This is a genomic window from Photorhabdus kleinii (assembly GCF_025384885.1).
Taxonomy (GTDB): Bacteria; Pseudomonadota; Gammaproteobacteria; order Enterobacterales; family Enterobacteriaceae; genus Photorhabdus; species Photorhabdus kayaii.
This window is the reverse complement of record NZ_JAJAFY010000022.1, coordinates 44216-60815: the sequence shown is the minus strand read 5'-3', so window position 1 is coordinate 60815 and position 16600 is coordinate 44216. Positions and strand designations below refer to the sequence as shown.

The window sequence follows — 16600 nt, the reverse complement described above, 5'->3', positions numbered from 1 at the left end:
TGTGATCTTCAACCCACTTTTGGGAACGTTCCCATGACAAGCATAACCAAATGATATTAGGATAAAATTAGTTTACTAAGCATGCTAATTAGTAATTGATACTAACTTATGATGACTGGCTATTATGAAAAACAAAATAAATTCTAAAGATATAGAAAAACTAATTACATTAATCGGTGGTTGTGAAAATATAGCCAGTGTAACTCATTGTATTACCCGATTGAGGTTTATATTAGTTGAACCAGTTAAAGCCAAGCCGGATGAGATAAAGAATTTGCCGATGGTTAAAGGCTGTTTTACCAATGCAGGGCAATTCCAGGTAGTGATAGGCACGAATGTTGGTGATTATTATCAGGTTTTAAATCGTTATCTTGGTCAATCTGAATTGAATAAAAAAGATAAACAGCAGGTTGAGAAGAAAAACATGAAATGGCAAGAGCGCTTCATTTCTAAGTTTGCGGAAATATTTTTTCCTCTCTTACCAGCATTAATTAGCGGTGGGCTTATTCTAGGTTTCCGTAACATTATTGGTGATATTCCTTTTAGTGAAGGCAAAACTTTAGCTCAAATATATCCTATTTGGAAAACGATATATGATTTTTTATGGCTGCTAGGAGAGGCAATATTCTTCTATCTGCCAGTGGGTATTTGTTGGTCGGCGGTTAGGATGATGGGTGGAACACCGATATTAGGCATTATATTGGGAATAACACTGGTCTCGCCGCAATTAATGAACTCTTATTATTTAGGGCAACAAATCCCTGATATATGGAATTTCGGCCTGTTCACGATTGGAAAAGTGGGTTATCAGGCGCAGGTTATTCCGTCACTTTTGGCGGGTATTACTTTGGGGTGGATTGAAGTTCAGTTAAAACGGGTGGTTCCTAGTTATCTCTATTTGGTGATTGTTCCAGTAGTCTCGTTAATATTGGCAACCTTTTTAGCACATAGTCTTATTGGGCCATTTGGTCGGTTACTTGGTGATGGGGTAGCTTGGGTTGTTAAGGCGTTGATGACCGGAAGTTTTGCTCCTATTGGTGCAGCTTTATTTGGATTCTTTTACGCGCCGTTGGTGATTACCGGTATACATCAGACCACATTAGCTATAGATATGCAGATGGTTCAAAGTATAGGTGGAACACCGATCTGGCCTATTATTGCATTATCCAATATTGCTCAGGGATCGGCGGTTGTTGGTATTATTTTAGTCAGTAAGAAGCATAATGAACGTGAATTATCCGTACCTGCGGCTATCTCCGCCTATTTGGGCGTTACTGAGCCGGCAATGTACGGTATTAACATTAAATATCGATTTCCTATGTTCTGTGCCATGATTGGTTCCGGTTTAGCTGGGTTGATTTGTGGGTTGAGTGGTGTATTGGCAAACGGTATTGGCGTGGGTGGGCTGCCAGGTATTCTTTCGATCAAGCCGCAATTTTGGCTAATTTACGCATTAGCTATGCTTGTCGCCATCATTGTTCCGTTGATTCTCACGACCGTTGTTTATCGAAAGAAGAATATGACCGGTATGTTAGCTGTTGAATAATGCTGTTAAATCTTCACAAGTAACAGATATAAAAATAACCATTTGGTTATTCAATTCAGGAAATATATTAATAAGGTGTTTTTGATGGACAAAATCATTCCGTGGTGGTTACAAGGCGTCATCTATCAGATATATCCTAAGAGTTTCCAGGATACTACGGGTAGCGGAACAGGCGATCTTAATGGCATTACTTACCGGCTTGATTATTTGAAGAAACTGGGCGTAGATGCTATTTGGGTGACGCCTTTTTACCTCTCACCACAGGTAGATAACGGTTATGATGTCGCTGATTATTATGCGATTGATCCGGCTTACGGCTCAATGGATGATTTTAAGCGTTTGGTTGATGAGGCACATCAACGTGATATCCGTGTCATCGTGGATATTGTTTTCAACCATACCTCGACTCAACATCCTTGGTTTAAACAAGCGCAAGATATTGATAGCCCTTATCGGCAATATTACATTTGGCGGGATGGGGTACCTGGAATCCCGCCTAATAATTGGTTGTCAAAATTTGGTGGTAATGCTTGGGCGTGGCATGAAGCAAGCAAGCAGTATTATTTGCACCTGTTTGCTGTTGAGCAGGCTGATCTAAACTGGGAACATGAACCCGTACGGGCTGAACTGAAAAAGATTTGCGAATTCTGGGCTGGCCTTGGTGTTGATGGTTTCCGTCTGGATGTCATTAACTTGGTTTCTAAGCAGCAAGATTTCCCTGAATCAACTCAGGGGGATGGGCGTCAGTTCTACACTGATGGCCCGCGTATTCATGAATTTCTGCAAGAAATGAACAGAGAGGTATTCCAGCCTACCGGAGTGATGACCGTCGGGGAAATGTCCTCTACTTCACTGGAACATTGTCATCGCTATTCTTCATTAGATGGTGAAGAGTTGTCGATGGTTTTTGCTTTTCATCACTTAAAAGTCGATTATCCTAATGGTGAAAAATGGGTTGCAGCGCCACCCGATTTTGTTGAATTGAAGAAAATTTTTGCCAAGTGGCAGCAAGGCATGTACGAACGGGCATGGAATGCGCTGTTCTGGTGTAATCACGATCAACCCCGTATTGTTTCACGCTTTGGCGGTGAAGGTGTTTGGCGGGTGCCGTCCGCTAAAATGTTAGCAATGGTACTGCATGGTATGCAGGGAACCCCTTATATCTATCAAGGGGAAGAGCTGGGAATGACTAACCCTCACTTCTCTCATATTGAAGAGTACCGGGATATAGAAAGTTTAAATATTTATCAAGAGAAGATTGAGCAGGGCAATGATAAACAACAAATCTTATCAGTCTTAGCGAAGAAATCTCGTGATAATGGGCGAACGCCAATGCAGTGGGATACGACTGCTAATGCAGGGTTTACTCAAGGGGAGCCGTGGATAGCGCTGAATAGTGATTACCAGGATGTGAATGCTGAAAACGCTATGCAGGATGATGATTCAGTTTTTCATTGTTATGCCCGTTTAATCAAGTTGCGTAAGGAATATCCTGTATTGACTTATGGCAGCTATGAAGACTTATTACCATCTCATCCTTCTCTTTGGTGCTATGTGCGTCGTTGGGAAAATCAGACGTTGTTGGTTATTGCTAATCTCAGTGTTGAAGTGCAGGAATGGTCGCTGGACGCTTCTTTATCCGATTGTTCATGGGTTAAATTGATGGGGAACTATCCTGAAAACCATTTACCTGCAAAAGATATGCAGCTACAGCCTTATGAAGCTGTTTACTGGTTAGCGGGGTAACAATGGTTTTTGTTGCTAAATGATATTGCAGGAGCGGGGTAGACCGCATTTTTGCAGTCTACCTGATTACCGTCTTGCAATTCTTATTTGAAATTAACTGGAATTAACGTTTCAATGCTTCTGATAATTCGTTACGCATTTCAGCCAGAATATCTTTAACAACGCGTGGATTACCTGCAACAATGTTGCCGGAATGAATATAATTATGACCGCCAACGAAATCAGTTACGATACCGCCAGATTCACGAACTAACAGTTCGCCACCCATAAAATCCCACGGTTTTAGGCCAATTTCAAAGTAACCATCCACCCGACCAGCCGCAACATAAGCCAAATCCAGTGCAGCGGAGCCTGTACGACGGAAGTCAGCACAACGAACAAATAATTTACCCAAAGTATTAATAAAAACAGTGGAATGATGTTTTGCTTTGAATGGGAAACCTGTTGCCAGAATAGTGCCATCCAGATCACGGGCATTGGTACCACGCAGACGGTAGCCATTCAACTGCGCCCCTTGACCACGGGTTGAGGTGAAAAGCTCATTGCGCATTGGGTCATAAACAACCGCAACTTCAGTACGGCCTTTAATGCGTACTGCAATAGAAACGGCGAAGTGAGGGAGGCGTTTGATAAAGTTAGTCGTGCCATCCAGTGGATCGATTACCCATTGAATATCAGCATCTTCGCCTAGCAGCTCGCCACTCTCTTCAGTAATAATCGAGTGTTTGGGATAAGATTTGCGAATAATGTCGATAATGAGCGCTTCTGCGGCTTTGTCAACGTTGGTAACAAAGTCGTTACTGCCTTTTTGGCTAGCTTCAACCGCATCGGGAGTTTCATAATTTTTGGCAATTAAGTTGCCGGCTTTACGCGCTGCGCGTATAGCGATAGTCAGCATCGGATGCATGGGATATCTTCCACCAGGATGTTAAAGAACGGGTAATTAATCGGCGCGTAGTATAGCAGTAATTCGGAAAAATGACTAATGCTGTGTTAAGATATTTGACTCTTATAATTATCCAGACTATTCAGAAGTTGTCATGTTAGAAAATATCCGCATTATCCTGGTTGAAACTTCCCACACTGGAAATATGGGGTCAACCGCCCGGGCAATGAAAACAATGGGATTAACCAATCTTTATCTGGTTAATCCTTTGGTTCTGCCAGACTCTCATGCGATTGCACTTTCTGCGGGTGCTAGTGATGTTATTGGTCATGCGACGATTGTCGATAGTTTGGATAAAGCGCTGGCGGGTTGCGGCTTGGTGATTGGTACCAGCGCCCGTTCCAGAACGTTATCATGGCCGGTGGTCGAGCCTCGTGAATGTGGTGAGCGTAGTGTTCAGGAGGCTGTACATGCGTCGGTTGCCATAGTTTTTGGCCGTGAGCGGGTAGGGTTGACCAATGAAGAATTGCAGAAGTGCCATTATCATCTGAATATTCCAACTAACCCGGAGTACGGTTCATTAAATCTGGCAATGGCGGTTCAACTTGTCAGTTATGAAATCCGTATGGCCTATTTGGCGCGTCAGGATAAAAATGAGCAAAAAACCGATGAAGTGGAATATCCATTATCTGATGATATGGAACGCTTTTATCATCATCTCGAATCTGTGTTAAATGATTCTGGTTTTATCCGAAAAGCACACCCAGGCCAAATAATGAATAGATTAAGGCGGCTTTTTACCCGTGCCCGGCCTGAAGCGCAGGAACTGAATATTTTGCGTGGCATCTTGTCCTCCGTTGAAAAATGGGCGAAGAAATAGTTGAGTAAATTACTAGGTTAAATAGTTGACTAAAACACTCAGGAATGACACAATTTCTTCATATTTCACCACGGGGTAATTCATTTATGAGATTGACATCTAAAGGGCGTTATGCAGTAACTGCTATGCTTGATGTGGCGTTACACTCACAAGAAGGTCCGGTACCATTGGCCGACATTTCTGAACGTCAGGGTATTTCCCTCTCCTATCTTGAACAGTTATTTTCTCGCCTGCGCAAAAATGGTCTGGTTTCAAGTGTCCGTGGTCCGGGTGGCGGTTATTTATTGGGCAAAGATTCCAGTGAAATTGTTGTTTCCGAAGTGATTTTTGCTGTTGATGAATCGGTAGATGCTACCCGTTGTCAGGGTAGAGAAGGATGTCAGGGCGGTGATCGTTGCCTGACTCATGCTTTATGGCGCGATTTAAGTGATCGTATTACCGGTTTCCTGAGCAGTATCAGTTTAGAAGAATTGGTCAATAACCAAGAAGTATTGGACGTTGCTGATCGCCAGGATAACGATAAACGCCGTGCACCTAACGGCAGAGCACAAGAAACAATTAATGTCAATCTGCGCCCATAAGCAGAACTTGTGATGAATTGAAGTATTAGAAGTAGGGAGCATGTGAGTAATGAAATTACCAATTTATTTAGACTACTCAGCAACGACACCGGTTGATCCGCGTGTTGCTGAAAAGATGATGAACTATCTGACTAGGGACGGGATATTTGGTAACCCCGCTTCTCGTTCACACCGTTTTGGCTGGCAGGCTGAAGAAGCGGTTGATATTGCCCGTAATCAGATTGCTGATTTAGTCGGTGCGGATCCGCGAGAAATTGTTTTTACTTCTGGCGCAACGGAATCTGACAATCTTGCCATTAAAGGGGCGGCTAATTTTTACCAGAAAAAGGGCAAACACATCATCACCAGCAAAACCGAACATAAAGCGGTGCTGGATACTTGCCGTCAATTGGAACGTGAAGGATTTGAAGTCACTTATTTGGCACCTCAGAGCAACGGGTTGATTGATTTAAACGATCTGGAAGCCGCGGTGCGTGATGACACCATTCTGATTTCTATCATGCATGTTAACAATGAAATTGGCGTGGTACAGGATATTACCGCTATCGGTGAAATGTGTCGCAGCCGCGGAATTATTTTCCATGTTGATGCTACTCAGAGCGTAGGCAAACTGCCAATTGACTTAACCAAACTGAAAGTTGATTTGATGTCTTTCTCGGCCCATAAGATTTATGGGCCGATGGGGATTGGCGCACTGTACGTTCGCCGTAAACCCCGCATTCGCATTGAAGCACAACAACATGGTGGCGGTCATGAACGTGGGATGCGTTCTGGTACTTTGCCTGTTCATCAGATTGTGGGTATGGGTGAAGCTTACCGTATTGCCAAACAGGAAATGGAGAGTGAATCTCAGCGTCTGCGTGGTCTGCGGTTGCGTCTGTGGCAGGGTATCAAAGATATCGAAGAGGTCTTCCTTAACGGAGATTTAGAGCACGGCGCACCGCATATTCTGAATGTCAGCTTCAACTATGTTGAAGGTGAATCACTGATGATGTCATTAAAAGATCTGGCGGTTTCTTCGGGTTCTGCATGTACTTCTGCCAGCTTGGAGCCTTCCTACGTATTGCGTGCGTTGGGGATGAATGACGAACTGGCTCACAGCTCTATCCGTTTCTCTTTAGGGCGCTTTACGACAGAAGAAGAGATCGACTACACCATTGAATTGATTCACAAATCTATTGGCCGCCTGCGTGAACTTTCTCCACTGTGGGAAATGTTTAGACAAGGTGTGGATCTAAATAGTATCGAATGGTCTCATCATTAATCAGATGGTTTCAGGAGTAATAACATGGCTTACAGCGAAAAAGTAATTGATCACTATGAAAATCCACGTAACGTCGGTTCTTTCGATAGTGAAGATCCAATGGTTGGCAGCGGCATGGTCGGTGCCCCTGCGTGTGGTGATGTGATGAAACTGCAAATTAAAGTCAATAATGAAGGCATTATTGAAGATGCGCGTTTCAAAACTTACGGTTGCGGTTCTGCGATTGCTTCCAGCTCTTTAGTCACTGAATGGATGAAGGGCAAATCTCTGGAGCAGGCAGAAGCGATTAAAAATACTGAAATTGCCGATGAATTAGAACTGCCGCCGGTGAAAATCCACTGTTCTATTCTGGCAGAAGATGCGATTAAAGCAGCGATTGCGGATTACAAAAGTAAATGCCAGGGCAAATAATTGCCCTTGATAATAAGAAAATAGAAAAAAATTTGGTGGATACGGGCTGTTACATACCATCCGGTATCCGCCTTTGCTGGTTTTAATAAGTGAGGTTGTTGTATGTCAATTTCCCTTACAGAAAGTGCCGCACAACGCGTTTCGTCATTCCTGAGTCACCGTGGAAAAGGTGTTGGTTTGCGTCTGGGCGTCAGAACATCAGGCTGCTCAGGTATGGCCTATCTGCTTGAATTTGCCGATATGATTAACGAAGATGACACTGTGTTTGAAGATAAGGGTGTCAAAGTTATCGTAGATGGCAAGAGCATGGTCTATCTCGACGGTACGGAACTGGATTTTGTTAAAGAGGGCCTTAATGAAGGCTTTAAATTCAACAACCCAAATGTTTCCAGCGAATGTGGTTGTGGAGAGAGTTTTAACGTTTAATTCCGTTTTTCGGCCAAATCCAGAGTAAGTTTAGATTATGGACTATTTCACTTTATTTGGGCTGCCGGCTCGTTATGCTGTTGATCGTGAACAACTGGCAAGCTGTTATCAAGAATTGCAGCGTCAGTTTCATCCGGATCGCTTTGCTAGTCAGCCAGAGCGTGAAAAAATGCTGGCATTGCAGCAGGCAGTGACTATCAATGATGGTTATCAAACGCTTAAACATCCACTGAAACGCGCTGAATATATGCTCTCTCTGCATGGTTTTGATTTAGCCAATGAACAGCACACTATGAATGACAATGCTTTCCTGATGGAACAGCTTATGTTGCGGGAAGAATTGGAATGTATTGCCAGTGAAACCAATGCAGAAGTGGCATTGGCTGATTTTGCCGCTCGCCTGAATGGGATGATTAAAACCCGTAATCAGTTAATGGTGCAGCAATTGGATGAACAGCAGTGGGAGCAAGCAGCCGATACGGTGCGTAAATTACGTTTTTTGGATAAATTGCAACAGCATGTTGAGCAACTAGAAGAACGTTTATTGGACGACTTTTAAGGAAGGCGTATATGGCTTTATTACAAATTAGCGAGCCGGGTTTATCCGCTGCACCACATCAACGTCGTTTAGCTGTCGGTATTGATTTAGGCACGACACATTCATTAGTTGCCACTGTTCGCAGTGGGCAAGCGGAAACATTGATGGATAGTGAAGATCGTGACCTGCTTCCTTCGGTTGTTCGCTACCATGAAAAGGGTCCTGAAATTGGTTGGCGGGCCCGTCAACAGGCTGCGTGTGATCCTGCGAATACCATCAGCTCAGTAAAACGTATGATGGGACGCTCTCTGGCTGACATTCAGCAACGTTATCCAAATCTTCCTTATCAATTTCAAGCGAGTGAAAACGGGTTGCCGTTAATCAACACCTCAACAGGTTTGGTCGATCCTATTCAGGTTTCTTCTGAAATTCTTAAATCGCTGGCGCAGCGTGCAGAAGAAACACTGGATGGTAAGCTTGACGGTGTTGTGATCACGGTTCCTGCCTACTTTGATGATGCACAGCGTCAGGGAACAAAAGATGCGGCGCGTTTAGCCGGGTTACATGTTTTGCGCTTACTTAATGAACCGACTGCGGCTGCGATTGCTTATGGACTGGATTCTGGTCAAGAAGGTGTGATTGCGGTTTATGATTTAGGCGGCGGTACATTTGACATTTCTATTCTTCGGCTAAGCCGTGGTGTCTTTGAAGTGCTGGCAACCGGTGGTGACACCGCACTGGGTGGTGATGATTTCGATTTGATACTGGCTGACTGGATACGTGAACAGGCAGGGATTGATAATCGAGATGACCATAGTCTGCAACGTCAGCTATTGGATATGGCTACTCAGGTAAAAATCGCCTTGAGTGATGCTGATATTGCAGAGATAAACATTGCCGGTTGGCAGGGTAAAATCACCCGTTGCGAATTTGAAGCCCTGATAACACCATTGATAAAACGGACTTTACTGGCAAGTCGCCGGGCATTGAAAGATGCAGAAGTCTCTGCGGATGAAGTTTTACAGGTGGTTATGGTGGGTGGTTCAACCCGTGTACCGCTGGTTCGTCATAGGGTTGGTGAATTTTTTGGCCGCGAACCGCTGACTTCCATTGATCCAGATAAAGTGGTGGCTGTGGGAGCTTCGATTCAGGCGGATATTCTGGTGGGTAACAAGCCAGATAGCGACATGTTGTTGTTGGATGTGATTCCGCTTTCACTTGGGCTGGAAACGATGGGAGGTTTGGTTGAAAAAGTTATCCCACGTAACACGACCATTCCGGTTGCCAAAGCGCAGGAATTCACCACCTTCAAAGACGGCCAGAGTGCAATGAGTATTCATGTAGTGCAAGGGGAAAGAGAATTGGTAAGTGATTGCCGTTCACTGGCCCGTTTTACTCTACGTGGTATTCCGCCATTACCGGCTGGTGGGGCCCATATCCGGGTTACTTTCCAGGTCGATGCTGATGGCTTGTTGAGTGTCAGTGCGTTGGAGAAATCCACTGGCGTCGAAGCTTCTATTCAGGTAAAGCCTTCCTATGGCTTATCTGATGAAGAAATTGCTCGCATGATAAAAGACTCTATGGCGAATGCTCAGGAAGATATCAATGCGCGCCAACTGGCAGAACAAAAAGTTGAAGCGGCACGGGTACTGGAAAGTGTCACCGGTGCGTTAGAAAAAGATGCCGATCTACTGAGTGAACAAGAACAGGCGGCAATTGATGCTGCCGTAGAAATACTTATAAAAAGCGTTCAGGGCAATGATCCTGAAATTATTGAAAACGCAATTAAACAACTGGATAAGCAAACGCAGGAATTCGCTGCACGCCGGATGGATTCATCTATTCGTCGGGCGTTGGCGGGCCATTCTGTGGACGAGATTTAATTATGCCGAAAATTGTATTTTTACCTCATAACGATCTTTGCCCTGATGGCGCAGTTCTGGAAGCCAAAGAGGGGGAATCCATTCTGAATGTTGCATTGCGCAATGGGATTGAAATTGAGCATGCTTGTGAAAAATCCTGTGCTTGCACAACTTGCCATTGTATCGTTCGTGAAGGTTTCGATTCACTGGAAGAGAGCTCTGAACTGGAAGATGACATGCTGGATAAAGCTTGGGGGCTGGAACCGGAAAGTCGTCTGAGTTGTCAGGCTAAAGTTTCTGACGAAGATTTGGTGGTAGAAATTCCAAAATACACCATTAACCATGCCCGTGAGCACTGATTGGCAGGAGAAAAATAAATGAGCCTGAAATGGTCCAATAGCCGTGAGATCGGTGAAGCGCTATATGACAAATTTCCAGAGGTGGATCCAAAAACGGTTCGCTTTACTGATATGCATCAGTGGATTTGCGAACTGGACGATTTTGATGATGTGCCTGAGAAATCCAATGAAAAGATTTTAGAAGCGATCCTTCTCGTTTGGTTGGATGAGTTTGAATAACAAATAGCATTAATTTGTTATTTATCTGTCATCGTTTTAAGTTAGGCTGAACTTCTGAAAAACTGGCTTTGGCCGGTTTTTTTGTAGGATGAATATCGGGCAGGCGAAGAATTATGTAGGTAGAAGCTTGAGTAAGCTCCTTACTGCCATTAAGCGGTAATAATAAGAGGTGAGAAAAGAATGACCAAACAAATCATGCCAATAACACTGTCTTATGAACCAGCAGCAGCTTGCTGGGGTGAAAAAGCGCTGATTAGTTCCAGTGAGCAAGGGGTGATGATTCACCTGGTTGGTAAAGGTAAATTAGGGGTGGTTCAACGTGCCGGGCGTAAAATTGACGGGCAGGGAATTCGTCATGTGGCTCTGGTTGGCGAAGGTTGGGACTTGGAGAAAAGTTGGGCTTTCTGGCAAGGGTTCCGTGCGCCAAAAGGTAATCGCTCTATCGAATGGCCTCAATTGCCCGCGGCTGAAAAACAGGAGCTGGAAAGCAGAATTAAAATTATTGATTGGGTGCGTGACACCATCAATATGTCAGCGGAAGAGCTTGGGCCGGAACAATTGGCGAAGCGTGCGATTGATCTGATGTGTGGTATGGCTGGTGAGTCAGTAAGTTATCGCATTATTAAAGGCGAAGATTTACGTGAACAGGGCTATATGGGTATTCACACCGTTGGCCGTGGTTCTTCTCGTGATCCGATCTTATTGGCGTTGGATTACAACCCAACTGACAACCCACAAGCGCCGGTATTTGCCTGCCTGGTAGGTAAAGGCGTCACATTTGATACTGGCGGCTACAGCCTGAAACAATCTTCCTTTATGGATTCCATGAAATCGGATATGGGGGGAGCAGCAACTCTGACAGGTGCATTGGCGCTGGCAATCAGTCGTGGCTTGAAACAACGGGTTAAACTGTTCCTCTGCATAGCGGATAACATGGTCAGTGGTAACGCCTTTAAACTGGGTGATATTATTCGTTACCGCAATGGCAAATCTGTTGAAGTGATGAATACGGATGCGGAAGGTCGTCTGGTGTTGGCTGATGGTTTAATTGATGCCAGCAGAGAAAAAGCGAAGTTAATCATTGATGCGGCAACCTTGACCGGTGCGGCGAAAACGGCTGTGGGTAATGACTACCACTCTGTACTCAGCTTTGATGACAAACTGGCGGCTGATCTGTTGGCGGCGGCTGCATCTGAGAATGAACTATTCTGGCGTTTACCATTGGCTGAATTCCATCGTAGCCAACTGCCATCGAATTTTGCTGATTTGAACAACGTTGCTGCACCACCACATGCTGCGGGTGCCAGTACTGCGGCGGCTTTCCTGTCTCATTTTGTGGAAGAATACCAAAAAGGTTGGATTCACATTGATTGCTCGGCAACTTATCGTAAATCTGCGGTAGAACATTGGTCCGCTGGTGCAACAGGTTATGGGGTTCGTTCGATTGCTAATTTGCTGTTGGCGAAGGCGAAATAAATTTATTTTATCTAAAAAACTGATTGGAGATTTGTATGGGTTCATTAAGTGAATTAATTTCGGTTGAGATTGATGTTCCAAGTGGTAGTAAAATAACGCTTAGCCAACCGGAAGAATATCCTTCGCAGCTCATTGAAGCTTTGGTCAGTTTATTTAGCCAACGTAAACCTGTTCGCCGTGCTTTTATCATACAAGTTCATGATAAAAATGTGGATGAAAACCCCAATTTATTAATTGGACTGGAAATAAATGGCACCGCAGACGAAATTGAACAACTGATCCATGAAGCGGGCACTATTGCTTGTGAATACACATCGGAAGAAGAGCCGATTGACTTCTGTTTGGTTGATGAAAAAGAGAGTGGCATCAGCCATTATTTGATTCAGCATACGCAGCCATTTTACCAGCGTAAATTAGGCAGTTGGTTACGTGGAAGCATTCCGGTTATGAATAAGTGACTGTTTATCGGGTGATAATATAGTTGTCGGTAGAATTGAAGTCTCCTATTTATTACCACAACCATTACTGAATCAAGTAAAAATTAAAGAGTCTGAGCCTGGTAAAATATAGGGCTTGGACTTTAATAAATGCATGGTTTAATTTCTCAATTTTTTTGTAATAATTCACCATATCGTGGTAGTTTTGACTGCCGTATTTTTTTGTGAATAAATATTAGGTACAAAAATTTTAATTATTTTTATTGATGGTTGTTTGAAAAATAATTTAATTTTAATTATTACTTTATAAATATTCTTTTAACTCAAATAGATACAATAAATTAAAAATAAGAAAATGATAATTGTAATCCAGTTTTATTTCATATATATAGTGAGCCAATGTTAAATCGGTGATTGCAGATAATAAAATGAAAACCAAAATGGCAATATAAAATAAAGATATTTTTTATAAAGATAAAGAATAATAAGTTAAATGACAAAGATAATTGTGAGGCGAATAAACTAAAATCCTAATAACCTATAAATAATTCAGTGTCTCCATTATATATTAACTCTTGTTTTTTAAGTCAATGAAATCATTCATAATTAATATTTCTATTTTTTAAATAAATTTAATTTAATTATCACAGAAATAAATTTATAGAACGGATAAAGTATTCATTATCTGGTAATATATATTTTTTTATTTATTTCACTGGCTTGTTATTTGTTATTTGTTATTAATATTAACTTGTTGATTTTTATTTTTATTTTTTCTCTATTTTCAAGCGCATTCAGTCACTCTGGAATAAATTTTTCATTTTAAATTTATTTGTTTTTGTGTTCTATTTGAATAGTTACTTTATAAAATTATTCATAATGATTTTATAAAAATTTTTAATTTCACTATATGGATAGTTAAATAGGTAATAGTATTGAAATAAAATACTGATGAGAAATTAGCAATATTTTTTGTCTTAAATAGCTATGTTATATAAAACAATTGTTTATTTGTTTTATGCTATTTTTATCACGTTTATATTAAAAAAATATGTTAATTTTTTTTTACGTAATTAACTTTAGTGTTACTTTTATGGGCAGGAGTTTTTAATTGCGTGGCCGGGATAGCCCATTGTTTATAGGTTTTATTGACAGGTGTTTAATTAAATAGAAAGGTTTTATACCCTATGGATTTCAAGATGAATCACGACGGCAAGGGAGTGAATCCCCGGGAGCATAGGTAACTATATGACCGGGGTGAGCGAGTGCCGCCAACAAAGAGGCAACTTGAAGGATAACGGGTATATATCTAAGCTTTGAACTTATGGAGAAATATATGTCTGTAAAGAGGAAAGTTTCATATTTGGAAGAAGTTAGTGGTTCAGCAAAGGTAAACGAGGTATTGACCTGGCTACATGCTTATATTCCAGGTAAAGATCCTAATATTGTCGTTCGGCATGAGCCCAGTAAAGATGCGGCGAAAGAATTAATCCGCAGTGATTACCGTTGGGGGCATCAGAGTGATGACAAATCTGAAACTTTCCAATTAACGTATAACTTCCTGGAGAGTGAACCAGATGATATGCCGTGGATTATTTCTGGATTTTCAGCATTTAATGAAGAACAAAAAGCTGCTGCAAAGCTGTCAATTCAATCTTGGGCTGATGTCGCGAATATTAAATTCACCGAAACCTATGATATCAAGGAAGCGAATATCACTTTTGGTTTCTTTGATTTTAGTTTAACAGATGATTATGCGTTTGCTGAGATGCCGAATCTAGGTTTGAAACAAGTAGGAACTTGGTATAACGCGGAAAGCCGTACTTTCTTAAAAAATGATATTGGAGTGCATGGTTATGGCCGCCATACATTTACTCATGAGATCGGCCATACACTGGGGTTGGATCATCCGGCTGATTATGATGCATCTGATAAGGTAATGCCGACTTACAAGAAAAGCGCTACCTATTTTGAAGATAGTAGTGCTTATACCGTCATGGGTTATTTCAGTGAAAAAAATACAGGGCAAGATTTTAAAGGTATTTATTCTGCCGCGCCATTACTTAACGATATTTCTGCCATTCAGTCGGTGTATGGCGTAAATAATACTACTCGTACCGATGATACGGTATATGGTTTTAATTCCAACACAGATCGCGATTTCTTTACTGCAAAAGGTGCAAAGAGCAAACTCGTGTTTACTGCTTGGGATGCGGGTGGCAATGATACCTTTGATTTCTCTGGTTTTACTCAAGATCAACGCATTAACTTGAATGAAGCCTCTTTCTCGGATGTGGGTGGTTTGAAAGGCAACGTCTCAATCGCCCGTGGTGTCACGATTGAAAATGCGATTGGTGGCAGTGGTAATGACATTCTGATAGGGAATGATGCCAATAATACTTTGAAGGGTGGTACCGGTGATGACATTATCTACGGTGGGCTGGGAGCAGATCATCTTTGGGGTGGGGAAGGCAAAGATACATTTGTCTACTTGAACGCCAAGGAATCACCTTTTCTTGAGCGTGATTGGATCCATGACTTTGTTTCCGGTGAGGACAAGATTGATGTGTCATTGTTCGATCTGGGTGAAGCAGGAAAAGGCACTATTAAGTTTGTCGAGGAATTCACTGGCGCTATTGGGGAAGCAGTGATCAGCTATGATAGCGTTAACAAGGTAAATGATTTCGTTATTAATATGGGGGGAGAATTATCTCAAGATGGTTTTGGGGTGAAGATCGTTGGAGAGCCGCTGACAGAGTCTGATTTCATCCTTTCATAACACTTTCATAACGCAACAACACAACCGCATCTGACTGGATGCGGTTATTCGTTTAGTCATTTTGAACGTCTGGGCGTATATGCTGTCCATGTCGTGCCCGTCAATGTGTACTTTCCTCTCTTCTGGTTGACGTCAAACCCTTTCAAACTGGCGATAGATATTGTGAGAAATACCGTCAGTACCCGGGATTTGGATATATTGGCAATATTTTTGGAAATAAATTTGGCATTAATGGCGACATTAGTTTTACGGATAACATGATTTTTGGGGAAACCATATCAGTCTGAGCTGATTTAGCTAGTCGTTATCATTCCTGATCTACTATTTTTCTATTATATAATAAGTAAAATACATTTTAATAAGTAATTAATGGTGTGATTTTTTTATTTTAGAACAATAAGCAAATAATCTATTTTTAATTTAAAATTATTTACTAATGATATTAAATGTAATTAATGCATACGTTGTTCGTATTATTTCATTATGACAAAACAATATATGTGGAAGTTAGTTTTAGTTTGAAATTGTTTCATATCGGTGTTAAATGTAATTAACGTTTACATTAGTTGTATAATTTGATTATTATAAAATAATATGTAATCAGACTAGTTGATAATTTTTATGTGTATAAATATACATTAATCAATGTAACCAAGTGATAAATAATGTTTTTTGTGGTGAAGTCTGTTTCCTATTGGAATGCGAATAGGTCCATTTTTCAAAGAGTTATCAAAGTAAATTCGGTGTTAATTGGGGAACAGGAGGTTTAGTTTGTTTTGCTAATTACTTAATTATTTGTGAAATAATTTACATGTGATATTAATTCAAAATAGACAAAATACAGCAGGGATTTAGCATTCATGCCAGTAAATATATTCAATAAATCCATTTTTATTTAGTTGTGAAATTCAGTGTAGGCCAATAAAAAATTGCACAAAATCAAAGGCGATTATTAAAAAAACAGGAACAAAAATGGAATATCTTTTGCCGGTTCACTTGGTGAATCGTTTATTCCGTTATCAGGAAAATAATTGTCGAAGAATTGATAATTATGCAGCTATTAACCGGGATATTACCTCCGGCGTCCAAGAGAATGTGCTGTCTGAGGATTTTAATTGATGCCTGGTGTGTGCCCGTTTTTATTTCTTGGAGGGAAGAAATAAGGGCAAAACATTTGTGATGACTGTTGA

The 16600-nt window shown here is 41.5% G+C and carries 15 protein-coding genes and 1 pseudogene; 15 read left to right on the top strand and 1 reads right to left on the bottom strand.

Going from position 1 to position 16600, the window contains the following annotated elements:
- Positions 1-124 precede the first annotated feature (124 nt).
- Both treB and treC read left to right on the top strand, forming a co-directional pair.
- On the top strand, positions 125-1546 hold the full coding sequence (gene treB / locus LG003_RS12130) for a PTS trehalose transporter subunit IIBC (protein WP_112876338.1): 1422 nt from the start codon (positions 125-127) through the stop codon (positions 1544-1546).
- Between the two features lie 84 nt (positions 1547-1630).
- Positions 1631-3292, top strand: coding sequence for an alpha,alpha-phosphotrehalase (treC, locus tag LG003_RS12125; protein WP_262980821.1), 1662 nt, complete (start codon positions 1631-1633; stop codon positions 3290-3292).
- A gap of 103 nt (positions 3293-3395) precedes the next feature.
- Here the strand turns inward: treC and suhB are convergent, their stop codons facing one another.
- Entirely contained in the window at positions 3396-4199 is an 804-nt protein-coding gene (suhB, locus tag LG003_RS12120; protein WP_112876336.1) for an inositol-1-monophosphatase, read from the bottom strand.
- Between the two features lie 133 nt (positions 4200-4332).
- Here suhB and trmJ point away from each other — a divergent pair, with 133 nt between their 5' ends.
- From trmJ to LG003_RS12055, 13 genes and pseudogenes are all read left to right on the top strand, one after another.
- Positions 4333-5058 (top strand): tRNA (cytosine(32)/uridine(32)-2'-O)-methyltransferase TrmJ, encoded by a 726-nt coding sequence (gene trmJ / locus LG003_RS12115; protein WP_112876335.1) that lies wholly within the window; start codon positions 4333-4335, stop codon positions 5056-5058.
- Between the two features lie 86 nt (positions 5059-5144).
- Complete coding sequence (gene iscR / locus LG003_RS12110; protein ID WP_112876334.1) at positions 5145-5639, top strand: Fe-S cluster assembly transcriptional regulator IscR; 495 nt, start codon at positions 5145-5147, stop codon at positions 5637-5639.
- 49 nt (positions 5640-5688) lie between these two features.
- A complete protein-coding gene (locus LG003_RS12105) occupies positions 5689-6903 on the top strand; it encodes an IscS subfamily cysteine desulfurase (protein WP_262980820.1) in 1215 nt (404 codons plus the stop codon).
- Between the two features lie 24 nt (positions 6904-6927).
- Positions 6928-7314 carry a Fe-S cluster assembly scaffold IscU gene (gene iscU, locus LG003_RS12100; protein WP_112876332.1) on the top strand — a complete coding sequence of 129 codons (387 nt, stop codon included), beginning with the start codon at positions 6928-6930 and terminating at the stop codon, positions 7312-7314.
- 102 nt (positions 7315-7416) lie between these two features.
- Positions 7417-7740, top strand: coding sequence for an iron-sulfur cluster assembly protein IscA (gene iscA / locus LG003_RS12095; protein ID WP_011147476.1), 324 nt, complete (start codon positions 7417-7419; stop codon positions 7738-7740).
- A gap of 37 nt (positions 7741-7777) precedes the next feature.
- A complete protein-coding gene (gene hscB, locus LG003_RS12090) occupies positions 7778-8299 on the top strand; it encodes a co-chaperone HscB (protein ID WP_112876331.1) in 522 nt (173 codons plus the stop codon).
- Between the two features lie 11 nt (positions 8300-8310).
- Positions 8311-10161, top strand: a complete 1851-nt coding sequence (hscA, locus tag LG003_RS12085; RefSeq protein WP_112876330.1) for a Fe-S protein assembly chaperone HscA — start codon at positions 8311-8313, stop codon at positions 10159-10161.
- A 2-nt stretch (positions 10162-10163) separates the two neighbouring features.
- Positions 10164-10499 (top strand): ISC system 2Fe-2S type ferredoxin, encoded by a 336-nt coding sequence (fdx, locus tag LG003_RS12080; protein ID WP_011147473.1) that lies wholly within the window; start codon positions 10164-10166, stop codon positions 10497-10499.
- 18 nt (positions 10500-10517) lie between these two features.
- Complete coding sequence (gene iscX / locus LG003_RS12075; RefSeq protein WP_112876329.1) at positions 10518-10718, top strand: Fe-S cluster assembly protein IscX; 201 nt, start codon at positions 10518-10520, stop codon at positions 10716-10718.
- A gap of 180 nt (positions 10719-10898) precedes the next feature.
- Positions 10899-12194: an aminopeptidase PepB gene (gene pepB / locus LG003_RS12070; RefSeq protein WP_112876328.1), complete on the top strand. Its 1296-nt coding sequence runs from the start codon at positions 10899-10901 to the stop codon at positions 12192-12194.
- A gap of 65 nt (positions 12195-12259) precedes the next feature.
- Positions 12260-12652 (top strand): annotated as a pseudogene (locus tag LG003_RS12065) (enhanced serine sensitivity protein SseB C-terminal domain-containing protein); the annotation flags it as partial.
- 1315 nt (positions 12653-13967) lie between these two features.
- Positions 13968-15410: a serralysin gene (prtA, locus tag LG003_RS12060; protein WP_262980819.1), complete on the top strand. Its 1443-nt coding sequence runs from the start codon at positions 13968-13970 to the stop codon at positions 15408-15410.
- A 972-nt stretch (positions 15411-16382) separates the two neighbouring features.
- Positions 16383-16529 (top strand): hypothetical protein, encoded by a 147-nt coding sequence (locus LG003_RS12055; RefSeq protein ID WP_158537749.1) that lies wholly within the window; start codon positions 16383-16385, stop codon positions 16527-16529.
- The last annotated feature ends 71 nt before the right edge of the window (positions 16530-16600 follow it).